Source organism: Shewanella sp. SR43-8, assembly GCF_014163775.1.
Lineage (GTDB): Bacteria > Pseudomonadota > Gammaproteobacteria > Enterobacterales > Shewanellaceae > Shewanella > Shewanella vesiculosa.
On the sequence record NZ_JACJDX010000009.1, the window covers coordinates 177,834 to 203,917 of the forward strand.

Consider the following 26,084-nt stretch of genomic DNA (forward strand, 5'->3'; position numbering starts at 1 on the left):
TTAGTTTAAGCCAAGTAGTCATTTTTTATTAATGTCATTGTCGAATGTAAATTTTATTTAAGTAGTAATGATTATCATTTACATTGTTTCGGTGCAGCGAGAATCCTCATCCTAGTTACCGTGATTGAGGACCATATTGCCGTTAAATAGCGTTAGTATTTTTTGAGTATAGGAATGTAAGTTATGCAACCTAAATTAGTTTTGATTACACATGTGGAAAATCGAGCTGTGGTGGAAGGTTTTGTACCAGCAGCACTCAATTTAGGCTACGAAATATGGTTACTGACCGATCATGGTTTAGCACATAAACAATATTTTGTCGGCCAAACACAGTCTCCAGATCATATTATCGAATGTGATGTATTCAACCCTCTTGCCATTATCGATTGCTTACATACTTTAGGTGTTTCACCCGATATCGTTTTTTCTAATAGTGATCACTTGCAAACATCAACTGCGATGGTGGCTGATTATTTTGCCTGCGCAGCGAAAAATTGGCATGTGTGTTACCAAGCTAAAAATAAAGCGGCGATGCGCGCTAAGTTATTGGCGCTTGGTTTACCCAGCACATGGGCTTTTAGTTGGTCTGTAGGGCATGACTTACCTAGTAATATGCCCTTTCCTTTAGTCGCGAAACCTCGTGAAGGTGTTGCGAGTATGGGAGTGGCTTTATGCCAAAATACTGAAGAATTAATGGCATATGCGGCCAATATCGGTTGTTCAGAGAGTGTGATTTTGCTTGAGTCTTATTTGCAAGGGCCACTATTTACATTAGAAACCCTAGGCGATGGCCAGACCTTGCATGCCATAGGTGGGTTTGATGTGTCTTTATCGCCCCCGCCTTATTTTATTGAAACCCAAGCCTGTTGGAATGGGGCAATTTGCACGCAATATCGTCAACAAGCATTGGCTCAGATTAGCGCTTTTGGGATTAATTTTGGGGTGTGCCACAGTGAATTTATATTGACAGACAGCGGACCGGTTTTAGTTGAAATGAATTACCGTAGTATCGGCGATGGCCGCGAGTTTCTTCTTAATGATGTGCTTAATTTTAACTGGTTTGAAACGATTTTATTAGTCCACGCAGGTAAGGAGTTAGCTGAATTAGATACCGACACCAGTGATGCCTTAATCCGCTATTTCCCGGCTAACGAAGAGGGCAGTCTTAGTGCGTGTCCCTTGCCATTAGCGGTGGATCATTTAACCCATCATGCACACTATTTGCCTATTAAGTCGATAGGCGATGAAATTCGACTCAGTCATTCCAATAAAGATTACCTTGGCGTGCTTACGGTTTGGGGGCGGGATTTTTTGAGTCTTCAGGCCACGGCTGATGTGTTATCGCAGGATTTAACCTGGGAGTTTAACTAATGACCACGGATAAACAGTATATCGGCCAACGTATTATCGATGCCTGCCTCAGAGAAAATGTCTGTGAACTGATGTCTAAAGGCGAGATTGTTGCGGCAATACCGCCAGCATTGAACCGACACTGGCCCGACGCTATGCCTGCCGCTTGGCTTAAGGTCAGTCATTTTTCGCAGCGAGTTATCTATGTGCCAGTGATCGCCAGTCAATATATGCAGCCATGGCGAGCCGTCTCTGATACTTGGCTAAGCCACAAGCTGACTAACAAAAATGATACCCCATTGTACCAACAAGGTTATCGAGCTTGGCTTACGGAATTGGCCGCAGATTTACCGCCAGAATCTAACGCCCTGTTCCTCGACTATATTGCAGAAGCGGACTGTGCGGTATCCCATAGGGCGCTTTGTCGACAAGCATTTAACGCTCGGAAAGAGGCATTAAGTGTCCCATTGAGCACCATGAAAGATTGGCATAAAAGTATGCTGTTTAGCGATCAGGTCGCATCGTATTTAGACCATCCTTATTATCCAACCGCACGAGCCAAAGTCGGTTTTGACTCTCAAGCGATGACATTATTTGCACCAGAGTTTGCCGCCCAATTTGAGCTTTATTGGTTAGCGATTTCTAAAGAGTTAGTGACGTTAACCTCGTTAGTGCCAGAGTGTTGGCCAAGTATGACTGAGGTTGGACTCGATGAGTCGCTCACAGACACACATTGTTTATTTCCGTTACATCCGTTAACGGCTCTCAGTTTGGATGTCTTGCCAGAGGGAGTGCTTCTTGCTCCTCAATCGGCGCTTACGGTGCAGGCCAGTTTATCCGTCCGAACATTAGCTGTGGTCAATACTCCAGGCGTGCATATTAAGGTGCCATTATTGATGGCGACCTTAGGGGCTAAGAATATTCGCTCCATAAAACCGAGTACTTTATATGACGGACATTGGTTTGAACGCACGTTGACAGCATTGGCGCAACGCGATGGTGTATTAGGTGAGAGCATTGAGCATGTGGATGAACAACATGGTGGTCACTTAGGCGACCATAAATTGTTTGCTTATATTGTGCGTCGTTATCCACCAACCATGCAAGATAAGCAGTTAGTTCCAGTTGCTGCACTTGCCAGTGTCATGCCTGACGGACGCCTATATTTAGCGCATTTAGCGGATCGATATTACCAAGGCCATTGGGATGTTTGGTTTAGCCAATATTTACAGCTTATGCTCAAGGTGCATTTACGTTTGTGGTTAAAGTATGGCATCGCATTAGAGTCAAACCAGCAAAATGCTATTTTGGCCTATCATCAAGATTCACGCTTATCCTTAGTGATGAAAGACAATGACTCAGCCAGATTGCTGGTGAGTCGTTATCAAGCGAGTTTGTCAAAAGCCGAAGCGCTTGAACATGATGCAGCACAACTTATCGATCGCAGGATCATAGTTAATGATGATCAAGCCTTAGCACAAATGTTTACCACGATTACCTTGCAGCTTGATATAGCCGCCATTATTGAAGCGATTGCCGAAGCGGGAATGGCACCAGCATGGCAGCTTTATCGTCAATTGCGTGATTGCTTAATCGACCAATTAGCGTCGCTCCAGGCGCAGGGAATAGAGACTGACTATGCTCGGAATTATTTGCTAAATCAGCCCATGCTGCCAGTTAAATACCTGCTTTGCTCTGGCAGCTTGCTGAGTAAAGCGCAATCAGGCGCGACCGATGTCAATAAATTTTATGGCCAAAGTGCGCCAAACTTTTTACGTGCTTCGCGAGAGCAATCTCAGCTTGAACAGCACGATGAAGACGTTTTTGCATTGGGTGAGGCCGTAGTATGAGAGTGATTTCAGTTGTACTGTTTTGTCACTTTCTCACGGCATTTACTGCTCTGGGCATGCCTCTTTTTCTCCCTCGGATGCTGGCGAGTTTAGGGGGAGATGAATCAGGTTATCTGGTGGGGCTAATGTTTATTGTGCCGACGATCTGCACCGCATTATCGGCACCTTGGTGGGGCAAGTTTGCCGATAGGTATGGCAAGAAGACTTCATTGTTGCGGGCTCAAATCGGTTTAGTGTTGGGGTTCTTGTTATCCGGTTTTGCTGATTCCGTATCTATGTTTGCTATCGGCTTAGTCGTACAAGGGATCAGTGGCGGTACGCTTGCAGCATCGAATGCTTATTTGAGTCGCTTTTATCAAGGTAAGGCTTTAGCTAATAACCTTAATCTGACTCAAAGTTCTGCACGATTAGCTTTAGTGAGTGCACCAATCATCTTAGGTCTATTTACTCATATTGATGATCCATTAATGATTTATCGTGTGCTGGCATTACTGCCTTTGCTGGCATTGTTTATTTGCATCGGCTTACCAAAAGATGACGTGGTCGTCAGTCAGGCTGTTGTGGCTATATCAATCATTGCCCCACCGGCAAGCGCTCAGAGTCAGACCTTCTATAAGGTACTTTGGTTACAGTTTTTCTTCTGTTTTGCCATGGTTGTGACCTTTCCCTACTTTCTGCCATACAGTGAACAGCTGGGCATTGAGGGTGATGCATTAAGTGGTTTTTACTATAGCCTGCCACACCTTATCTATTTGTTATTGGCCTTTAATATTAAATCCATAACCTTGTCTGCTAAGTCGCAAACTCAACTTGGACTCGTCCTGTTTGCGGGGGCGTGTTTAGGGCAATTTTTATTGCATAACAGCACTGGCTTATGGGCTCTGCGGGTTTTGTTTGGATTAGGTATGGTGCTTATTTTCAATGGTCTGCATCTCATTGTCAGCCGCAGTATTGAGCAAGGTAGCGCCGGACTTTCCTTTGGTCGTTTCGATGCTTGGGGCAAATGGGCCGGTGTGATTGCGGGGATTGGTGCGAGCAGCGTGACTCAAGTAGCCGGGTTGCAGTTTCCTTTTTTACTCGCAGCATTGAGCTGTGGTTGTGCACTAGTAGGGCTTAAGTTTTTTTACAAGGAGGTAGAGCAACATGTTTATGCAATCCAAGAGTGATATTAAGCCAGTGCAGGCTAAATATAGCCTGCAGATTTACCGCGAACAGGCCGAATTTAATGCAATAAGCTGTTTGCTTAATTGCTACTTACGCGAGTTTGCCATTGTACGTCAAGAGGTTGATTTTGATGATACTCATCCAGATTGCCCACTTTCCTTGTCGCAGTGTTTAACGCGCGACCAGCAAAAAGTTCGTCTCAAGCTTCCTGAGTCGAATGCCACATTGCTGTTCGTTGCCGACAGAGTGAGCTTGCTTGGTCGAATTCGTTTTACCCCTCAGCTCTATTTAAAAAAGTTAGGCTGTGTTTGGCAACTCAGTAGTGCTGAACAGATAACACAACTGCTGTTAGCGCACCTGGCCAAGATCACCTGTACTGAGTTTAATCATGAGTTATTAGCCCAAATAGGCAACAGTATTGCGGTAACCCAAGCATTCTTGCAGCGGTTATCGCAGCAGGCTCCCACTGAAAATCAGCTGTTAAGCTATGCTGGCGCGGGGCTTATTGCCTCTGAGCAAAGCTTGCTTTGGGGGCATGCTATGCATCCGACCCCAAAAAGTCGTCATGGTGTGGCGTTCGATGACATGTTGGCTTGTTCGCCAGAGATTAAGGCTAATTTTTGCTTATATTGGTTTAAAGTTGATCCCAGTTTGGTTAAGCAGTTGTACTGCACCGAAGTAAAACCGATGGACTGGATTAACAAAATAAAGCCACAGAAAGCTTGCTTATACCCTTGTCACCCCTGGGAAGTTAACACCATCTTTGAGCAGCCGTTAGTGCGCAAAGCCATCGCCGCAGGCTTAATTGAACCCTTAGGACAAATCGGCACAGAGGTGTATCCAACCTCATCGGTAAGAACCACTTATTTACCCGACATTAATCAGTTTATGAAGTTTTCTATTCATGTCCGCTTAACCAATTGCGTGCGTAAAAATGCTTGGTATGAACTTGAAAGTGCAGTGATCTTAAGCAAAATCTTGATGACAGTGGCCGCAGAGGCCCGTATGCATTGCCCGCATTTTACTTTGATGGCAGAGCCGGGTGCCAGCACATTAGATTTAAGCGGATTGCTGGATGAAGACGAGGATATGCACAGCAATCGGGCCCAAAGTCTTATGGTGTCGGAGTGTTTCGGTATTCTCTACCGTGAGGGTATAGAAAATCACTTGCTTGAACGATATAAGCCATTGATGGCTGGTGCATTATTTGCTTGGGATCATCAAGGCAAGAGTGTGTGCGAAATGCGCCTTATGGCACTATCTAAGCACAGACATCAAACTTATCAGCAAACCGTTATTCAATGGTTTAGCGCCTATGTTGACGTGTTACTCCCCGGGATATTTTACTTTTTCTTTAAGCGAGGCGTGGCATTTGAACCTCATTTACAAAACACAGTCGTAGGGTTTGAAGAGGGAATACCAGCCTATATTTGGCTGCGAGATCTTGAAGGAACCAAACTCGTGCCTGAGTTTTGGCCGAGCGAGTCGCTTGAAGGATTATCACAAGAAGCCAAGGCTTCTGTTTACTACAGCCGAGACCAGGGCTGGAACCGAATAGCTTATTGCAGCTTGATTAATAATGTCAGCGAAGCAATATTTCATTTAGCTGCTGGCAGCCAGCAATTAGAAGCTAAATTGTGGCAGGTCGTCGCCAATGTGATACGTCAGTGGCAGCACATCGAAGGTGAGCAACCTGAGCTTGCAGGTTTATTACAAGGTGATCCGATTCCCTCAAAAAATAACTTGAGTACCCGTCTATTTATGCAGGCCGATCGATTATCGGGTTATACCCGCTTGCCTAATCCAATGGTTCATCGTCGAGATGATAACGCAGAGGCAACGACATCCGAGCCAGTCGACATTGCAGCATCAGAGATAGCCACATCCCAACTACTGCCTGGAGTTTATTGTGGATAAAATCATTAATGCGATTTCGACTTTAACGTCACAACAAGATCCGCACGCTCCTTTGTGTGCTTATATTTACGATCTCGAACAACTTAAGTCCCATGCCAATGCGATGGTAAAAGCGTTACCGAGTAATTGTGAACTTTACTATGCCGCTAAAGCTAACCCTGAAGCCGAAGTATTGGCTGCATTAGCACCGATAGTGCATGGTTTTGAAGCGGCTTCAGGTGGCGAGCTTAATTGGTTGCATCAATGTCAGCCGCAGATGCCGTTGATTTTCGGTGGCCCAGGTAAATTAATATCAGAGCTCTCTCAGGCAATCGATCTAAAGGTTGATGCTATTCATGTTGAGAGTCTGACCGAGCTGCGACGTATTATTGCCCTTTGTCTGCAAAAACAATGTCACTGTCGCATCTTATTACGGATGAATATTGCATTAGAGGGCATTGCCGAAACTCGTCTCACGATGGGCGGTAAACCCACGCCATTTGGTATCGACGTGAGTGAACTCGATGCCGCCATGGATCTTTTACGTGACCAGCCCAAATTATCCGGCATACCTTTAGTCGAGCTGGTGGGCTTTCATTTTCATTTAATGTCACATCAGTTGGATGTTGAGCGTCATCTGGCTTTGATGGCATTGTATTTTTCAACCTTTAAAACATGGTGCCATCAATATGGTTTGCGTTTACCGTTACTGAATGTCGGCGGCGGTATAGGCATTAATTATGCCGATCCTCAGCAAGTATTCGACTGGTCGTCTTTTTGTGTTGGACTGGCTCATTTGATTGCCGAGTTGAACATGGAAGAGGTGAAGATTAGGTTTGAGTGTGGCCGATTTGTCAGCGCCGCAATGGGATACTATGTCATGCAAGTATTAGACATTAAACACAATCATGGTCAATGGTTTGCCATTGGTCATGGTGGTACTCATCACTTTAGAACTCCAGCAGCCCAAGATCATAACCATCCTTTTTTTGTACTGAACCAAGATGGATTGTCGGCGCATAAGAGACAGCGTGTTGACACTGAATTGGCTTTGGATGCATCGATAACGCCGGTGCTGAGCAATCAGCTGGTGACGCTTGTTGGGCAACTGTGTACTCCTAAAGATGTGCTGGCAAAACAGCAGTATGTTAAATCACTAGGCGTGGGTGATTACCTAGTATTTACTCATGCAGGTGCGTATGCATGGAATATCTCACATCAACACTTTTTGATGCATGCCGCGCCTAGGCGGTTATTTATGTAAACAAGATACCCGTTCAGGCTATGTTATTTTCGGTTACGGTAACTAGCCTAAACGGGTCAATGGCACGGCGATGAGTTAATCGATTGGATAGTAGATTAAGGCTTGATTAACTCAGGATGATTAACAAACACGGTTAAGCGTTTTTGTTCATTCGGGGTAAATTGCTGTTGTTGATATTGTGCTAAAGCTTGTTGCTGTTCAGTGTCTGGCAAATGGGCTATTTGTTGTTGATAATTCTGATACAAGGTCACTTTATTTTGCCAATCTAGATTAGTTTTTTGAGTTGCTTGTACTCGTTCAAGCACTTCTTGGCTCATGTCTGCGTTTATCCCTGTAATTAGGTCGCTGTGTGGTGATGTGCCCTCTAAATAAGCGCTGATATCATTGGCCATCAGTGTTGGTGTAATGGCTCGGCGTTCTTCTTCATCCAGTTGGCTGATTTGATGCGCGAGTAACTCCGCTTTTTGTTCTCTGGTCAAACTGCTATCTTGTCGAATTTTCAGCCGCTCAAATGCTTGTTGATCATATTTGTTGTCCTTGGCAAAAAATGCATCTATTTCGAGTGCCGAAAAATAGCGTTGCTGCAATAGATGGGCCTGCTCGATAAAATCAAATGTCATGGTTAAATCAATATCGCCGTCTATTGCAGGACTGGCATCTTTTAAAGAAGCTATCGCGATTTTATAGTCACGGTAACGCTGAAACAATGCTGCAAGTTTAGCGTGCGCAGCGTCACTAAGGTCAAGTTTACTGGCTAATGTAGACAGTAGGTTTTCCAGTGCGGTTGCTTTATCTTGATGCTGCAAAATAATGTCGTCAAAATCCCAGCGTAGTGCTTGAGATAACCGCAGTGGCTGACCTAATGTGTCTTTGCCAATAGGCGCAGTTATCACTGTAGTTTCTGGTGTGAATAATGTTGAGTTAGACTCAAAGGTAGGTAATTTATTAGAGGCCAATAGCTCTGCTTGGTGTTTATGCATCAATGATGCGGTCAATAGCACGATAAAAAGGGCGAGCAAAAGTATGCCCACCCATAATCGTGGATTTTGAGCGAGTGAAAATCCACTTTTCATCTTGTTTATAAACCTAATTGCTGTAAACGATTAAGATGCTGGCGATATAAGGTTTCTGGATTAGTTTCAAACCAACTAACTAGCCCCAAGGTTTGGTTTACTTCATCTAAGTGGTTCATTTTATAATTGTCTTTAATCACTTTACCTAGATGAGAACTACAGCCAGAGACAAGGCCGTCGTTAGGTTCACCAAAAACTAAGCTGGTTAAGCTCAGTGGGTAATCCGATGGATCAACAACATGCGTTAATGGGCTGGTACCTGACCAAGAAAAATAATACACACCATTGTTTGCTCGTTGTTGGCCCTGACCACAATATTGGCTCGGAATACCTTCAGGATAAGCTTGGTTAAATGCAATAGAGCCCCGGGTGGTGAGTGATGTCAGCGCTGCGATGCTATCTGTCGGTAGGCCGTTATTGCCTGATATGCCAGAAATAATACCGGCTAACAAATTAATACCTTGTTGCGCCAGATATTCTGTATTGGAGTTTGCGGGAATGATCCCACGTGCTAAGTCGGCCACACGGCTACCCCAGTTAACACCACCAATTGACGTTACCGAAGCCACCATTTCTGGACTGACACTGGCGACATAGCGAATTGTTGGACCGCCATGGCTATGGCCAATCAAGTTAACTTTTTTTGCCCCTGTTTGTGCTAGTACGGCTTGAACAAAAGTACGTAACTGCTCCCCTCTGACTTCGCTTGAGTTGGCGGGTGACACGCTAGCAACAAAAACTTGAGCGCCTTGCTGACGTAAGGTTTGCGGTATTCTGTAAAAATAATCTACCCCCCAAATATCATCAAAACCAAATAAACCGTGAACGAGCACCACAGGGTATTTTGTTCCTTGAGCATAGGCTTGCTGTGGCGCAAGTGACAATAGCGAAATACCGGCTAAAAATAATGCGCTAAGTGTTGCGGATTTAACCTGAGATACCTTTATTAATATTTTTAACACACTGGTTTTCATCATTTATCCTCCCCAAAGGTGCAATGATGTATTGCATAAAATGTTTAAGTCTTGTTGGATCCCGATTCTATGTAATGCTTGATCGAGTAAATTAGTATTAACGTATGTTTAACAACTAAACAAGGGTTAACATTTGTACAGCCGGGCAAGGGAGCCCAGGTTTTTTGCTGTTTAAAACAAGGCTATGGGTTGGTTCCTATGTGTCATCTTCATTATTGATGTTTTTAATACGACAGTATGCTAGGGTTACTTTTTTTGATAATTCGAAATAAAAATCTAATGAGTATGCAGGCATTTTTGAGGCGGCAATATTCGATGGGATTAACAAACCCCAGTCTTATGTTGTGAAGTAATAAGGGCTATTTTTGCGAAACCTCGCACTTTATCGCTGATAAATGAATGAATTGGCTAAGCTATCGCTCTGCTGTATCGGGCCTTAGAATAAAAACGCAGCCTATATGGCTGCGCTTAATCATTTACCTATAATGGCTAATACCTACTGGCACGATGCGCCATATAGCTCACTTGCCCAGCCGCTATTATCAATAAAAGGATTACGATTTTTCTGCCATTCGAATATACGGTTATTTCGGCGGCGTTCCCAGTCACTGACGGGATCTTGCTGGTGCCAACTTAACAAGGTACACAGATCGCCCAATAACGCAGCGCCAGTATTGGTTGTGCCATTTGCGATGCTTAAATCAGGCGTGCCGCTGTTATCATTGCCTTCATAACGCACATCCATATAAAAGATCATTCGCGCCACATCGCCTTTCACTTCATCCATTGGCTCGAAGCTATCAGCATCGGTATGGTTGCCTGGTGCTTCTGATATTTCGCTGCCACCCACATCAAAATCTTTGTTACCACGGCTGCTGTTAACAGAGACATCGGCTGGTCGAAGATGATGTAAATCTGTATAGGCATACTGACTGCTGTCAGGAAATCCATGACTTTTAGCCCAAACATGTTCACGATTCCATGCATCTTGTGAGTTACTCATACCCGCACGATTGGTTTTGGGTTCTGAACGGCCGGTATACAATAAAATGACATTGTTACTATTGGCTGGGTCTTCGTCGGCATAACCCAATCCATCCCATACTTGACTATAACTAAAGCGCGTATGGCCTTTAATTATCTGATTCAGACTCGCTTTAAGTGCTGCACCAGATTGGCCAATGGCAGCAGCATAGTAGGTGTTGAACGAATAACTGCCGTTATCTCCAGCGGATCCGTCTCCCTCACCAGTGCCTGTGCCACCACCCGTATCCGTGTTAACGGTATAATTAAGTACAATGCTGACGCCACTAAAGGCAGCATAAGATTGAAGGTTAATGTAGTAACGTCCTGCAACAGGGTTACTAATAGGGCACTGCTCATTATTACCTGACATATAAGGCGCGCAATCATATTCACTTGATGTCGGTTCGCTACCTTGGCGCACATAAAGATCGGCATCTCCACTGCCGCCGCTCATGGTCACCGTCACTTGAGTGGCATTAGCAGGAAGGTCGGCAAGGTATTTTAGTGTTTGGCCTGTACTGGCAGTTAAATTAGTTTTAGCTTGACCATTACCGAGTTGATTATCGCTAACGCCGCCAGTACCACCACAATTAGTGGTCAGTGAACCTGTGCTTGGTGTCCCTGGGGTATTACTTGCGTTCCAATCGGCTGCTGATTTAGTGTTGAGTACCGTGGTGCGATATAACGACACATCTTGAACATTTAAAGACCACCCAGAAATGCCGCCTTCCCAAGCCACGACATCTATTTCTTGGGCACCTTTATTTAAGCGCACAAAATCGCCAGAGTTACCTAATGCTAAGGGCATCCCAGACAGATCGGGTAACAGATTAAATAAGTTATTAAAACCGGCAGAGTTTGCTGCTACGGTGAAGTACTCTCCAGAGGCTAAACTGCCTTGCAAGTTATAGCTGCTGCCGTTATCGCTAATTTGATATTGGCTCAGGTCGATAACATCACATCCAGCATTAAACAGCTCAACATACTCTTCAGTGCTGTCATTATTCGGTGTGTCATACAGAACTTCACTAATGAGCAAGTTAGCATTTACATTGAATGCTAATCCTGTCAAAAGTGCAGCGATAGATAGTTTTGATATTGTCATTACTCATGTGCTCTTATGTTTATAGTTTTATTCAGCGCTTAAATGAACTGACCCCCAAAGACTTAATTCACCTTGATGAATTAAATCACACTTATAAAGTATGATAATAAACTGTTGTTACAGTTTAAATTCTTTTAAATACAATATTGTAACAATTAGGGTGGGTCAATGAATGGGTCCCATTGTATGGACAACAGTCTTACTTGAGCCTAATGGCTGCAATGTGCAATTGTGGATTACACGGGCGCTGTACTTGATAACGATGGAGGGATGCATGCGTATTCGGATGGATCATTGAGTGCAGGTTTACAGTTATCTATTGCAGTAATATCACTTGTTTTGTCGCATTTCTTGTAGCGAAGCGTCCAAAACAGCTTGAGGATTAAACTTAGATAGACCGTTATTAAGAATCTCTAACCACTTTTTTCCTTGCTGATTATTCTCGAATGCAACATGCAAGCTCTTAGATTCTAATATTTTTTCATTAATTTGCAGCAGATCCGCAATTTCTGCAATTTGAGGGTCTGACTTTAGAAAATCGTACACATTAACGTCAATTATAATCGCGTTAATACGACCCGCCGCGAGTTTCAAGATGTTTTGTTTATCATTTCTTGCGGTTTCAATTTTTTGACTGCCATCTAATATCATCGCATCAATTTCAACCGTATTGAGATAGCCAGTGATGACACCTAAGGTGTAATTATTTAAGTCGCTCACGTTATGCCAAGCTATGGGATCCGTTTTTCGTTCAAGTAACCCTAACGAACTATGTCCTAAAGAGTCAGACAGCAAAAATTCATCTGTGGCCGTATCATATTCAGGAAAGTATCCCGCGGCATAGCCCATCTTCACCATTCTTATTGCCCGATTCCAAGGTAAAACCGTGATCCTAAGTTTATGACCTTCATTGTTTAATGCATGTTCTACTATCTGGCTCGTAATGCCTTTATTGATTAAACGAGATCCCGTGAATGGCGGCCATTCAAGAGTTGAGAGTTCAAGGGTGTCTGATATAGCGTTATAAGACATGACTAACGTGAGTAATGTACTTAAGCATAATATGTTTCGCCTAGCTTTTAACACAGAGATCATGTTTTCCCTTTTATTTCTTATTTTTATTAATCAATACTTTAGAGTATTTTTTTTGGAGTATGCAACACAGTTAACACAAGCATTAGAGTAAAGTATAGACGTGGATATTGACTGGAGTATGAAATATGGCGCAATTAACTATCACAATAATGCATATTTACATTTTATTGGCTAGCCTATATTTCTTTTGGGTATATCATTAGATTTAAATGTTATTGACTTGGTGTGACTTTTTATACTAAAGCAAGTGCAAAATTAAGCCGTTCTGATATCTTTCGCGCCACAGAAGAAGGTGATTGTATGGCAGATATTGTGCAGCAATTACCGCTTTGAAAAATGCACTTTAACGCTTTTTATTTTGGGTTGCCTATCTATGGTTAGCTTACTGAGTTGTCGCACTTCGGTCTCTTCTCACTCTGTAATAAAAGGGCTGACGCGTTTGTCGTTAGCCATTGCCGCAGGGCTTTGTTTTACCCTTGCTGCACAAGAATCAAACTCGTCTACTACTGTCCCTTTATCGCCTAGCGTGACCATACCGCTTCAGACTTACACAGATGAAACGGTGACCGTTAAACCACAAAATACCTTAGATACACAAACTAAAGTGCGTTTTGCGAAAACGGCTAATTTTGATGCCGATTCTGTGGTTAAAATCGCCCGCCGATTATCCCAAATTGCCTATGTGGATCTTAAGGATCCACTGCCAGCTGGTTTAGCTAAAATTTCTTACGATGAATATCGAGATATTCGTTTTAAGCCAGAAGCGTCTATTTGGAAAACCGAAGGCTTACCCTATCAAATGCAATTATTTCATCGGGGCTTTTATTTCCAAGATTTGATTGAAATTGCCTTAGTTGAAGGCAATCAAGCCACTCATTTAGCCTATAACTCAGAATTTTTTAGTGCAGGCGACGTGCTTAGCCAAAAATTACCCACCCAAGATATTGGCTATTCAGGTTTACGTATCCATTATCCGTTGAATAACCCGGCATATTTTGACGAGCTTATGGTATTTCAAGGCGCGAGTTATTTCCGTGCATTGGGTAAAGGTAGCGATTACGGCTTGTCTTCAAGAGGTTTAGCGTTAAATACAGCCGAGCCTGAAGGTGAAGAGTTTCCGATATTTCGCGCTTTTTGGGTTGAACGCCCAAACACCGACAGTAACTTAATCGTGGTACATGCCTTGCTGGACAGTCCTAGCGTAGCAGGGGCATATCGCTTTTCAGTTAGACCGGGCGATAACACCCATATCGATGTGGAAGCGACTTTATTTCCACGAGTGGATTTAGTTAAAGTCGGCTTAGCGCCTAGTACCAGTATGTTTTTACATTCTATGAATGGTCGTCAAAACACCGATGATTTCAGACCTGAAGTGCATGATTCTGATGCGCTATTAATCTTAAATGGTCGCGGTGAGCGTTTATGGCGTCCGCTAGCCAATCCAAAGCAATTGCAGGTGAGTGCTTTTATGGACAACTCGCCGCAAGGGTTTGGTTTAATTCAGCGTGAACGTAGTTTTGATGCCTACCAAGATCTCGAAGCCCATTATGAGCGTCGCCCAAGTTTATGGGTTGAGCCGGTCGGTAATTGGGGCGCGGGTGAGGTGGTGTTAACCGAAATTCCAACTGACTCTGAAATTCATGACAACATCGTCAGCTACTGGAAGCCTAAACAACCTATCGCAGCCGGTAGTGAGTTTCATTTTACCTATCGGTTAATTTGGGGTAACGAGCCTGAAGTTGACGACGGCACCGTGATTGTGGCGCGTACCGCCAGTGGCCGCGCTGAAATCGCTAAAGCCACACCGAGACGTTTGTTCGTTATCGACTATCAAGTAAAAGAAGGTAATAACGATGAAATCCCAGTGGCACAAGTGCAGAGTTCTGCAGGCGTAGTCACCAATGTGGTAGTGTCTCGTCAGCCTAAAACCAACGGCTACCGTTTAGCCTTTGAAATGGACCCACAAGATGCTGAATTGATTGAGCTTCGTGCTGAGCTGAAGTTTACTGGCCCACGTGATGTCGAAACTTGGCTTTATCGTTGGACTCTTTAAATATGAACATGATGCAAGCAGAGGCTGATATTAGCGCCGTCGACCCTATATTGGTCGGTGGTGCTGCCATGCCGCTAGAGCGACCAAGCCCAATGGAAGCGCAAAGTTTACGTGCGTTGTCTGACGGTATGCCACGTAAAAGTATTATTGCCAACGGCGTAAAGTCAGCCACTTTACGTCGCTTGTTAGTGGTTGGCAGCGCCTTTATCATGTCGATAATGGCTATTTACGAGATGGTGTCGGTATTTAATGTCGGCGGAGTAACGCCGCTGGAATACATTGTTTTGGTCTTGTTTGCGGTTAACTTTTGTTGGATTGCTTTGGCATTTAGCGGCGGCATAGCTGGCTTTATTATACTACTCAAAAAACCGTCTACAAAAACTACAGAAAGTATAAAACTGCATACCCGCACCGCAATATTAATGCCGACTTATAACGAGTCACCCGATCGCGTTTTTGCCGCGGTTGAAGTGATGGCCATGGCCTTGGTTGCGTCGGGCGAAAGCCATGCGTTTGATTGGTTTATATTAAGCGACACTACTGACCCTGATATTGCGTTGGCAGAAGAACAGGCATTTTTAATCTTGCGCCAGCAAGTGAGTAAAGATGCGCGGGTGTATTATCGCCGTCGGCGTAAAAATGATGCCCGTAAAGCCGGTAATGTGGCCGATTTTTGCAAACGCTGGGGCGCCAGATACGACCATCTTTTGGTGTTAGATGCTGACAGCTTAATGGAAACCCACACTATCGTCAGTTTGGCGAGACGCATGCAGGCAGACCCTGATGCTGGGCTTATCCAAACCATTCCGTATTTAATCAATGGCAATACCCTAATGGCGCGATTACAGCAATTTGCTGCGCGTATTTATGGCCCGGTTATTGGTACGGGTTTATCTTGGTGGACCCATAAAGAAGGCAACTTTTGGGGCCACAATGCCATCATTCGTACTCAGGCTTTTATGAGTGCCGCTGGTTTGCCCAATCTTGCAGGAAGACCGCCATTTGGTGGTCATATCATGAGCCACGACTTTGTTGAAGCGGCTTTGATTCGACGGGCTGGTTGGAGCGTGGTCATCGCCGCAGATCTTCCTGGCTCTTATGAAGAATGCCCACCGTCTATTGTCGATTTAGCCGTGCGCGACCGCCGTTGGTGCCAAGGTAATTTACAGCACTCGCGAGTGTTGTTTAGTAAAGGATTACATTGGGTGAGCCGTTTACATTTACTCACAGGGATCATGGCGTATTTGTCATCGCCTTTTTGGTTAATGTTGATTTTGTCAGGCTTAATGTTGGCATTACAAGCGCACTTTATTCGCCCCGAGTACTTTACGGATCAATTCTCCTTATTTCCCACTTGGCCGGTGATGGACTCAGACCGTGCACTACGGTTGTTTTATATCACCATGGGCATATTGTTTGGTCCTAAAATTCTTGGGATCATATTGTTACTGAAAAATAGCTCCATGAGTAAGCAGCTCGGTGGCAGAGGTAAAGCCATGATTAGCGTCGTGGTTGAAGTGATATTGTCGGCACTGATTGCGCCGATAATGATGCTGATCCACTGCGGTGCGGTAATGTCTATTTTAGCCGGACGCGACAGCGGTTGGGCACCTCAACGACGTGATGATGGCAGTTTACCCTGGCTAACACTGATTTACCGCCACCGTTGGCACATGTTAATTGGGGCGCTATTAGGTTATGCCGCTGTGCTTGATTCGCTGACCTTGTTAGCTTGGATGAGCCCTGCGTTAATTGGTTTGTGGCTGGCGGTTCCGCTTTCGGCCATGACAGGCTCTGAAGGTTTTGGTTTATGGGTAAAGCGTTTAGCCATACTGGCAACACCTGAAGAAGTGTGTGCCCCCAAGCTAAGTCTAGATTCACAACTACGCCGTAGCGAATACGTTAGCGCCATTGCGCAGCCGTGGACCTTATCAAAACTGCTACAAGACCCAGAGTTAATGGATCTTCATTTAGCCATTATCGATAAAAGGCCTCATCGTTTACCTGGTTCTGCGGTTGAGTCGCTGGAAGCGATTACCCGGGTTAAGGTGCAAGAAGCGCAATGTCAGCACAACATTGCCAGTCTGTTTACCCGTCAAGAATTGGCGTATTTACTGGGCAATCCTTTATTGCTTAAACAGTTACAAAAGTTACCAGAGCAGTATGTCACCGAAGGAATCGTGTCTTTCTGTTAGGTGAGAGTGTGATTTACGGTTGATGTGAAAAAGCCCTGCCGGTTTATATCGACAGGGCTTTTGTGTTTCTGGGGGCTTATATCAACACAGTGCGCACTTAAGCTTACAATGACAATAGATGATTATGTGATCGTTATAGATTGTTAGCTGATTATTTATCAGTCATAATTTTAGTCACTAACGTTAACCCGTGACTTTCATCCGTGACGTTAATCCGTAATCATAATCAATCACTTATCAATGGTGTGCACTTATATAGCTTATGGCTTTTGATCCTTCATCAAGTCCACATAATCCATGCTCACGCAGTCGCGATAGATTGTCGTGGCTGAGGTGTACCTTGCGCCGCAGCCAGCAAGAAGCGGTGGCATCGTCAACCATGACAGCCACCAGTGACAACTTTTTTAATGCGTATGCGATTTTCTTAGGGGCAAGCCTAGGGCAAATGGGTTGGGTAACCGGTTTACCTCAGCTGTTTGGCGCGATAGCACAACTGTTATCAGTGTGGTTAGCGAGTCATTTTAGTCGCCGAAAATTCATTGTTGTGTGTGCAGTATTGCAAGCGGTAGTGGTGTTAGGCATGGGCGCGCTCGCGGCGTTTAGGCCTGAGAATGCGGTGTGGTTATTCATTGGCTTAGCTGTGTTCTATCAAGGGTTTATTAATCTGATTCAGCCACATTGGCGTGCTTGGATGGGCATGATAGTGCCACAGCGTCGTCGCGGCGCCTTTTTTGCTTCGCGCACCCGCTTAACCATGATGGCGTCACTAAGCATATTTTTTGTTGGCGGCGGCATCTTAACCTTAACCGACTCAGTGCAGATGGCATGGCTTGGTTTTAGTTTACTGTTTTCGATTGCGGCTATGGGGCGGTTTGTATCGGCGTGGTTATTGTTGCAAATGCACGACCCAGAACCGAGGGTGGCAAAAGCATCTGGGGTGTTTAAACAAACATTTGGTAATTTTCGTGAAGCCTGGAAAGACAAAACCTTCCGCCATTACAGTTTATTTGTTGCGGGTATGCAGTGTATGGTCGCGATATCAGCACCGTTTTTTGCGGTATATATGCTCGAAGGCTTGCACTTTACCTACTTCGAATTTGTGTTAAGCAGCGTAGCGTCTATTTTGACTCAGTTCATCACCTTGCGCTTTTGGGGGCGCTTTAGCGACCTATATGGCAATCGTCTGGTGATGATCATCACCAGCTGCTTAATTCCCAGTTTGCCGTTGCTGTGGTTATTCTCGGAAAATTATTTATACATTCTTGCCATTCAAGCTTTTTCCGGTTTTGCTTGGAGTGGCTTTACCTTAAGCACTGCTAATTACCTTTACGATATTCGACCCTTTCGCAGTGACTTTGCCATCTATGCCGCCTTACAAGCTGCATTAAGTGCCGGATTTGTGTTTGTGGGAGCCATGGTCGGCGGCTCAATTGCCTCATATTCGGAAGTGTTTTTAGTTTGGTCTGGTTTGGATACTTGGTTAAGCAGCCCAATATTTGTGGTGTTTATCGTATCAACTATCATGCGATCGCTGGTGGCATTGTGGTTTATTCCGCGCTCGGTCGAGCCCAAAATTCGCCCTAGACCTCAATTGCTGACACTGATTTTCCGCATCCGTGGTTTTAATGCCATATCGGGTGTCAGTTTAGATTGGCTAACCGTGGCCAAGAAAAAGCGCGATAAAGAGAAGTAATGACCAGCCTCAAACGGTTGTAAAACCGTGGTTGTTGCGCGAGTGGATCAGAGTGTATTGACGCGCTCACTTTTAATCGATAGCGTTACAGTCGGTAATCAAAAAACTTGCGCTTATCAGGCCCAGAAGCGTTAGCACTAATTTTATTTGGGTGTTTATACTCATCCCAACTGGCCACATTACGGCCCATATTTAACTGTGGAAAGCTCAACTGTGGAAATTCAGTGGTATTTGGCTTAGGTAAACCGATAAATTGCAACAGCGCAGCAAAGCTACCAGTCACACTAATATCAAGAGCAATAAAGTCATCTCGCCCAGTAAAATAGTCCAGCACTTGCTGCTGGTGGCGCAGATAGCAGGCTGTTAAATGGCTATCATCAAACACATCCTCAACCTGCCATATATCAAAGCAATGGTTAAAGCTGCGTTTCATCACCGGATGAAAACGGCCCTTGTCTTTATCTAAATGCACTAGCATTCGGCTGAGTAACATTTGCATCGACGGCAACCACTTATCTAACGGCCTATCTAAATAAACAAACTTAGCGTTGGGAAATAACCTATCTAACTGCTGATAGTCACTAAAACACGGCGCATCAGACACCGCATCGGCCAACATAAACGCCTGCTTAGTAAAGGCTTGGTGGGCAACCGTTAACCCTTGCTCAAGTAAGGCCACACTCACACTGGTTGTGCCGGTACGCGGCAAACCAATAATAAACACTTTACTAGCCAGCTCATTTGCCACAGTGGGTTTAGGCAAAGCGGCTTGTGGTGATATCGATACTTCAGTCAGCTTAGATGTCATTAATTACAGTCGCATTGGGTTATATAAATTAAAGGTTATAGAGACAGTAAACGATTATACCGAAATGCCTGTAAAGGTGTTATCGAGCTTGCTAATGGGAGCCATGAGGCAATTATCCACTCTATTCGCCTCATGTTGCGAGGCGAATAGATTGCTATTTGCCTCATGTTGTAAGTAGAATAGCTGGGTATGTGCATCAATACAGTATTTTAGTCAGCTAAACAGGAGTTACTATGTGGATTTGGCAACAGCAAGAATGGCCAGAGTTTGTATGGGATAATGCTCGTATAAGTGCACTATTGAGGCAAATTCAATTTAATCAGGGTTTGCTGCTGGGTAAAATGGGTTCTGAATCCGCGAGTCAATGGACACTCGATACCATGCTGGCCAATATCGTTCATTCAAGTGCTATTGAAGGAGAAAAGCTTAACGCATTTTCTGTACGTTCCTCTTTGGCGAATAAGCTTGGCGTGAGTGAAGAAAAACCTTATCCCACCACGACGCAAACTGATGGTTTAGCAGATATCACCTTAGATGCGCTACAAAACTGGCAACATCCGCTGAGTTTAACGCGGATTCTAGGTTGGCATTCAATGTTATTTCCAGAAAACCAAACGGGGTTTAATCCTTTTGTTGGCGGTAAGTTACGTGGTAATGAACCTATGCAAGTAGTATCTGGCCGTTTAGACAAACCTACAGTGCATTTTGAAGCGCCTCCACGCAATACACTAGATCTTAACTTAACGCAGTTTTTTGAGTGGTTTAATCAATCGCGAAATCAACCTAATGTCGACCCGCTCGTGCGCGCAGCCATCACCCATTTGTGGTTTGTCACCTTGCACCCGCTTGATGATGGTAACGGACGTATAACGCGTTTACTCACCGACTTAGCACTCGCGCAAGCTGAGCATCGCTCGATTCATTTTTACGCCATGTCAGTTAGTATTCTTGAGCGACGCAAAGCTTATTACGCAATATTAGAGTCTACCCAGCAAGGTGGCTTAGATATCACACCTTGGCTGCTGTGGTTTTTAGACACCTTAAATGATGCTATTCAACACACGCTCAATAGCATTGAGCAAACTACTGCTAAAACCCAATTTTGGCGTCGAGTGAACCAACGCTTACTCACTCCAGCGTTAACCACAGAACAAGTTAAGGTACTTAACCGGCTGCTTGATGGTGATTTTAGTGATGGGATCAGCAGTAGCCAATATCAAAAAGTGGCTAAAGTCAGCCGCGCAACCGCAACCCGTCATTTAGCGCAATTAGTCGAACAACAGTGTTTGGTCAAAACTGGCGCGGGCGGTAGAAGCACAAGGTATGTGTTGGTGCGCTAATTTAATCGTTTTTTTGTAAGCATTTTATTGATAAATAATATTATTCTTAGTCGTAATATGCACTTATTGCTATGGTATATTCTTAGTGTTTTCACTTTCAAAAGGCCTATCCGACGTGGAACAAGTTGGTATTTATGAAAAGCTTATTACTCAGCTGATAGATAAAAGCATTAATCGTGATGTGTTCTATTTAGGTGAACGGCCATTAGAGAGCGCTGAGGCTAGTGTTTGGCTGTCGAGGTTTTTGACCAAGATAATGGAGTGTGCCATTGGTGCAATCCCCAGCGGAGACAATCAACTTACCGAGCAAATCAGCTTGGCAAATAAGTTAGTGCTTTGGTTAAAAGATCATGTTCAAGATGATCAATTGATCACTGAAAACTTGCTCGATAGTAAAGGCCGTATATTGACGGCACTATTTGATAAAACAAATCCTATAGCTACAGACTTCCCAGCGTTTACTAAAGCTATCTACCCGCTAACAGGGTTAAGCCAAAGCGAGCTTTTTTGTGGTAGCAATGCCGGAATTTCTTTAGATACCGAATTAAAGCGCGAGATCCGCTCAGCAGACAAAATTTATTGGTTAGTGTCTTTTATTAAGTGGGCTGGCATTCGCATTTTTAAAAATGAACTTGAAGAGTTCACTCGAAGCGGCAAAACGCTGCGGATCATTACGACATCTTATATGGGGGCGACCGATGCTAAAGCAGTCGAGTTTTTAGCTAGCCTTCCTAACACAGAAGTTAAGTTGAGTTACAACACCAAGCGAGAGCGCTTGCATGCGAAATCTTATTTATTTCTGCGTGATACAGGATTTCACACTGGATATATCGGTTCATCCAACTTGTCCCATTCTGCGCTGACTAGTGGTCTTGAGTGGAATTTAAAAATAACCACCCAAGAAATCCCCCACATTATCGATAAATCCCTCAACACCTTTGAATCATATTGGCAATCAAGTGAATTTGAATCGTTTAATGGCGATATCAAAGCTAAAAACAAGCTTCATGAAGCATTACGTGAGGCTAAAGGTAGTTATACCGAAAGCAGCACCTTTCATTTTGATATCAAACCCTTTGCACATCAGCGAGAAATTCTTGAGCAGTTAAATGTTGAGCGTAGTATTCATCAGCGGTATAAAAATCTAGTCGTTGCGGCAACCGGCACCGGTAAAACGCTTATTTCAGCGTTTGATTTTTCACGTTTTTATAAACAGCATCCAGAAGCTAATTTCTTATTTGTGGCTCATCGACAAGAGATCCTTAAGCAAGCTTTATCTGCCTATCGTGGAGTATTGAAGAATAATCAGTTTGGTGAATTGTGGGTTGCTGAGCACAAACCTAATAGCTACCAGCATTTGTTTGCTTCGATACAAAGCTTAAATTTACAATTATCAAGTTTACCGCTCACCGCTGATTTCTATGATTATATTGTGATAGATGAAGTACATCATATTGCCGCTAATAGTTATCGAGGTTTGTTAGAACATTTCTCACCCAAGATTTTATTGGGGTTAACTGCCACACCAGAGCGCCATGACGGGCAAAATATTCTCGATGATTTTTGTGGGGTTATAGCCGCAGAAATTCGTTTGCCTGAAGCCATCAATCAGCGCTATTTATGCCCTTTTCAGTATTTTGCAATTGATGATGATACCGACCTTCGTAACATTAAATGGCATCAAGGGCGATATGATATCGCAGAGCTAAGCCATCTTTATACTCATAATGAACAGCGAGTTGCTCGCATTATTAGCAGCCTTAATGACACAGTCACTGACATTGGTCAGATAAAAGCTTTGGCGTTTTGTGTCAGTAAAGAACATGCAGAATACATGGCAAAGAAGTTTAACTTAGCCGGTATTAGCGCAGATATTCTTACGAGTGATAATAGTCATGAGAGGCAACAAAAACGCCAAAGTTTAATCAGCGGTCATGTGAACATTTTATGTGTTGTGGATATTTTTAATGAAGGTGTCGATATTCCAGACGTCGATACGCTTTTGTTTTTACGTCCAACAGAAAGCTTAACTATCTTTTTACAGCAATTAGGTCGTGGGTTGCGGTTAACTGATGACAAACAGTGCTGTACCGTATTAGATTTTGTGGGTAATTCACGTGATGAATATGACTTTTCGCAAAAGTTTAGGGCGCTGGTTGGTAAAACGAATCAATCGATTAAAGACGAGATCAACAATGACTTCCCGCATTTGCCATTAGGGTGTCGGATTGAGTTAGAAGAGCAGACTCAGGCAATGATTTTGCGAAATATTAGCCGTGCAACCATGAATGCTAGCAGGTTGCGACAGCTCATTAATAATTTTCAGCACCAAAGTACATTAACCTTAACCTTGGCTCATTTTTTACGCTTTAACCCGAATGTTAATTTAGAGGATATCTATAAGCTAAAAATGAGCTGGCTAGAACTCGTTGATAGTGAAAATAAAAATCAAATTAATGAGCCAAATTTAGATGTTAGTCTGGCTAAAGCGTACTATCGTGCGATAAATAATCACTTGCTCGGCTGCAGTTCTATCTCATATTTACAGTTTTTAAAGCAGTTAATTATTGATAACTTCAGTTTTGAAGAAAATGATGCTACCCAGTGCCAATTTGCACTAATGTGCCATTACAATTTTTGGGATAAATCCGGTACCGAGCTAGGCTTTACAAACCTTAAGCAAAGCTTAGTTGCGTTGAGGAATACTCAATTACAAGCAGAGCTGCTAGATGTCATATCGTTACTTATCGATCGCATTCATCATCGCGAATTTGAAATGAATATCCCCGCACTAGAAGCCTTAAAAGTGCATTCAAGATATACCAGAGAGCAGATCCTAGCCGCCAGTGGTGCAAGTTCTTTTGAGAGAAAATCAACCGCAAGGGAAGGTGTTTTAGTTCTTAACGATCTTAATGTTGAATTACTTTTTGTTACTTTGAAAAAGTCAGTCAAACAATTTTCATCAACGACTATGTATCATGATTATGCGATTAATGAATCACTATTTCATTGGCAATCTCAAAATAGTGCAAGACCAGAGTATGGCAGGGGCTTAGGCTATATTGAGCAAGCAAAAATGGGTCGTAAGTTAATCTTATTTGTGCGTGAGCAAGCGAAAGATGAGAACGGTCGCACCATGGGCTTTGTTAATTTTGGTGAGGTGGTTTATATGGCTCACACTGGGGCACAACCCATGAATATCACCTGGAAATTAATGACGCCCATACCTGATGCAATGTGGCATGAAGCTGCAAAATTAGCAGTAGGATAAGCCGATCATATCGGTATCGGCAGCTGTTGAAAACAGGATGTTTTCTCCAAGTCACATGGATGGGTTTACTGTGTATCGTTTTAGGAAGTATGTTGATATTTGGGATATTTCGTTTTAATAACTTCAACAGTATTTAAGTCTTATTAACTTAGAGCGAAACTGTTTGGGGTTATTATTTGGGGTGTATTCAGTCATGCTTCATCATTATTGAGGATTATATACTCAAATGTAATCCTGTCGTATCTTATTTAAATTAAAGTGGGTTTAAAAATTATATGTAAATAGTCAGTAAAAAAGGAATTGATGATGTCTATATAAGTCTTCAAATAGAGTTAAAAATCAAACTCTGAGTTTATCGCACCTTAGAAAAATTTGGGGAAGTGAACAAAATGTAAGCGACAAACTATTAAGTGAAGTGGCTGAGGAGTTGAATTCTAACGTTAATATGTGTCAACTCAATACAGAATTAAGAATGTGTCACTTTATTGCTCAAGTGATGCATGAAGTTGGAGGTAAATTCAACTTAGAGGAGAATCTTAATTATAGTGAAATGGCTTTGATATCTACATTCTCACACTATGGACGAACTCCTTCAGATGCAAAAAATCACGCATATAACAGGGCTACTAATAAAAAAGCAGATATCGAAGCAATTGCAAATCATGCATATGCGAACCGAATGGGTAATGGCAGTGTAGAGTCTGGTGACGGCTGGAAATATAGAGGTAGAGGTATGCTTCAATTAACCGGAAAATCCAATTATATTTCAATGAAAACAAAACATAATAACTTGTGGAGTGCAAGTGTCGATTTTGTTGCTAACCCCGATTTATTGCTACAACCCAAGTTTGCAGTAAGATCTGCTCTAATATTCTGGCTTGAACATCAGCTTTATAAAAAAGCAGATATAGGGGCAAGTCGAATGGTTACGGATAGTATAACTAAAGTCATTAATAATAAGACAACAAGTTACAGCGAGCGTCATGATAATTTAACTGATTTATTAAAAAGGAAGGTATTTAAAGATGTTTTTTAATAAAGCTCTCTGTTTTTTTATAGTTTTTTTAACTTCATTTTCACTAAATGCAAATGAGTTCAGATTATCTGAGTGGACTGACCAAGAGTATTTATTACATTCTCCCACAGAAGGAGCTGCTGAAGTAATCATAGACCGCCAGGCGTCAAACGATTTGCAGTTAATTGCTGTTCTACATGTTAGATGCGGAGGAATAGATTTCAGAGTGCCAGTCATTAAGGGGAATTTTGAAACAGGAGTTAGTAGTGCGGAATATTTGGAGTATGTCATCTTTAAATATGAAAATAAGATATATTCACCAATAAAATCAATTAGTTCATACTATGTTATCCCAAGTGATAAAAATGAGTCTGTAAAACCTCATTTTTTAGAGTTTGAAACACAGAATACGACAAGCGGTTTTTGTAAATATATAAATAACAAGAGCGAATATGACAATCCTATTTATATTCAAAGCGATAAGTGACATTTTCTGCATTTTTCGATTCAAATTATAGCTCAAATGCTCACTTTTTTTGTGGGGGATGTTTGGCATTAAATTCAGTTTTGCTTTAAAGCAGACTTGTTCTAGCCTAAATATATTCGCTTTTGCGATTGGTCAAGACCGGATGTTTTCGTCAAGCCCCCATGGATGGGTTTACGGCATGTTGCAGAGGATGATGTGGTTGGCGGGTTAATTCATAAACCCGCTGATAATCGACTTGCTCATTTTTGTTTTGGCCTAAGTAAATTCGGTTTTAATATTTAAGGTCTTAGCGTTTTTAGGTTCTTAATGATTAAAAACAACAATGGCAGCCATATTGGCTGCCATTTTTATTGCTGCTAGTGAGTCACTAGCAGTTTATCACTCTAGTTCTTAGCCCAAAGCTCAAAGCCAAAATGTTCGCTGAG

Annotated in this window: 17 protein-coding genes; 12 read left to right on the forward strand and 5 right to left on the reverse strand. The window is 43.0% G+C overall.

The window, feature by feature from the left end:
* Positions 1 to 183: 183 nt before the first annotated feature.
* Genes H5114_RS13470 through H5114_RS13490 form a run of 5 tightly spaced genes read left to right on the forward strand, consistent with a single transcriptional unit; the run spans position 184 to position 7,524 of the window.
* Positions 184 to 1,371, forward strand: a complete 1,188-nt coding sequence (locus tag H5114_RS13470; protein WP_182723199.1) for an acetyl-CoA carboxylase biotin carboxylase subunit family protein — start codon at positions 184 to 186, stop codon at positions 1,369 to 1,371.
* Positions 1,371 to 3,200 carry an IucA/IucC family protein gene (locus H5114_RS13475; RefSeq protein ID WP_182723200.1) on the forward strand — a complete coding sequence of 610 codons (1,830 nt, stop codon included), beginning with the start codon at positions 1,371 to 1,373 and terminating at the stop codon, positions 3,198 to 3,200. Before H5114_RS13470 ends, H5114_RS13475 begins: the two co-directional genes overlap by 1 nt.
* Positions 3,197 to 4,366, forward strand: coding sequence for an MFS transporter (locus H5114_RS13480; protein ID WP_182723201.1), 1,170 nt, complete (start codon positions 3,197 to 3,199; stop codon positions 4,364 to 4,366). The genes H5114_RS13475 and H5114_RS13480 overlap by 4 nt, the downstream gene beginning before the upstream one ends.
* A complete protein-coding gene (locus H5114_RS13485; RefSeq protein WP_182723202.1) occupies positions 4,344 to 6,281 on the forward strand; it encodes an IucA/IucC family siderophore biosynthesis protein in 1,938 nt (645 codons plus the stop codon). Before H5114_RS13480 ends, H5114_RS13485 begins: the two co-directional genes overlap by 23 nt.
* On the forward strand, positions 6,274 to 7,524 hold the full coding sequence (locus H5114_RS13490; RefSeq protein WP_220492565.1) for a type III PLP-dependent enzyme: 1,251 nt from the start codon (positions 6,274 to 6,276) through the stop codon (positions 7,522 to 7,524). The genes H5114_RS13485 and H5114_RS13490 overlap by 8 nt, the downstream gene beginning before the upstream one ends.
* Positions 7,525 to 7,619: 95 nt before the next feature.
* On the opposite strand, the gene H5114_RS13495 is transcribed toward H5114_RS13490, so the two are convergent.
* From H5114_RS13495 to H5114_RS13510, 4 genes are all read right to left on the reverse strand, one after another.
* The gene (locus tag H5114_RS13495; RefSeq protein ID WP_182723203.1) at positions 7,620 to 8,597 is read right to left on the reverse strand and encodes a lipase chaperone family protein; all 978 of its coding nucleotides are present in this window, start codon (positions 8,595 to 8,597) and stop codon (positions 7,620 to 7,622) included.
* 5 nt (positions 8,598 to 8,602) lie between these two features.
* On the reverse strand, positions 8,603 to 9,574 hold the full coding sequence (locus tag H5114_RS13500) for a triacylglycerol lipase (protein ID WP_220492567.1): 972 nt from the start codon (positions 9,572 to 9,574) through the stop codon (positions 8,603 to 8,605).
* Positions 9,575 to 10,067: 493 nt separating this feature from the next.
* Complete coding sequence (locus H5114_RS13505; protein WP_182723204.1) at positions 10,068 to 11,702, reverse strand: endonuclease; 1,635 nt, start codon at positions 11,700 to 11,702, stop codon at positions 10,068 to 10,070.
* 330 nt (positions 11,703 to 12,032) lie between these two features.
* Positions 12,033 to 12,797, reverse strand: coding sequence for an ABC transporter substrate-binding protein (locus H5114_RS13510; RefSeq protein WP_182723205.1), 765 nt, complete (start codon positions 12,795 to 12,797; stop codon positions 12,033 to 12,035).
* A gap of 373 nt (positions 12,798 to 13,170) precedes the next feature.
* On the opposite strand from H5114_RS13510, the gene H5114_RS13515 reads away from it, so the two are divergent.
* From H5114_RS13515 to H5114_RS13525, 3 genes are all read left to right on the forward strand, one after another.
* Positions 13,171 to 14,850, forward strand: a complete 1,680-nt coding sequence (locus tag H5114_RS13515; RefSeq protein WP_182723206.1) for a glucan biosynthesis protein G — start codon at positions 13,171 to 13,173, stop codon at positions 14,848 to 14,850.
* An 11-nt stretch (positions 14,851 to 14,861) separates the two neighbouring features.
* Positions 14,862 to 17,045 (forward strand): glucans biosynthesis glucosyltransferase MdoH, encoded by a 2,184-nt coding sequence (mdoH, locus tag H5114_RS13520; protein ID WP_404948354.1) that lies wholly within the window; start codon positions 14,862 to 14,864, stop codon positions 17,043 to 17,045.
* Positions 17,046 to 17,307: 262 nt separating this feature from the next.
* Positions 17,308 to 18,738 carry an MFS transporter gene (locus H5114_RS13525; protein WP_182723207.1) on the forward strand — a complete coding sequence of 477 codons (1,431 nt, stop codon included), beginning with the start codon at positions 17,308 to 17,310 and terminating at the stop codon, positions 18,736 to 18,738.
* A gap of 85 nt (positions 18,739 to 18,823) precedes the next feature.
* Here the strand turns inward: H5114_RS13525 and H5114_RS13530 are convergent, their stop codons facing one another.
* Positions 18,824 to 19,546 (reverse strand): sulfotransferase family protein, encoded by a 723-nt coding sequence (locus H5114_RS13530; RefSeq protein WP_182723208.1) that lies wholly within the window; start codon positions 19,544 to 19,546, stop codon positions 18,824 to 18,826.
* A 233-nt stretch (positions 19,547 to 19,779) separates the two neighbouring features.
* Between H5114_RS13530 and H5114_RS13535 the strand changes: the two genes are divergently transcribed.
* From H5114_RS13535 to H5114_RS13550, 4 genes are all read left to right on the forward strand, one after another.
* Positions 19,780 to 20,886 carry a Fic family protein gene (locus H5114_RS13535; RefSeq protein WP_182723209.1) on the forward strand — a complete coding sequence of 369 codons (1,107 nt, stop codon included), beginning with the start codon at positions 19,780 to 19,782 and terminating at the stop codon, positions 20,884 to 20,886.
* A 115-nt stretch (positions 20,887 to 21,001) separates the two neighbouring features.
* Positions 21,002 to 24,157, forward strand: coding sequence for a DUF3427 domain-containing protein (locus tag H5114_RS13540; protein WP_182723232.1), 3,156 nt, complete (start codon positions 21,002 to 21,004; stop codon positions 24,155 to 24,157).
* Between the two features lie 427 nt (positions 24,158 to 24,584).
* The gene (locus H5114_RS13545) at positions 24,585 to 25,193 is read left to right on the forward strand and encodes a glycoside hydrolase family 19 protein (RefSeq protein WP_182723210.1); all 609 of its coding nucleotides are present in this window, start codon (positions 24,585 to 24,587) and stop codon (positions 25,191 to 25,193) included.
* Complete coding sequence (locus tag H5114_RS13550; protein WP_182723211.1) at positions 25,183 to 25,659, forward strand: hypothetical protein; 477 nt, start codon at positions 25,183 to 25,185, stop codon at positions 25,657 to 25,659. Before H5114_RS13545 ends, H5114_RS13550 begins: the two co-directional genes overlap by 11 nt.
* The last annotated feature ends 425 nt before the right edge of the window (positions 25,660 to 26,084 follow it).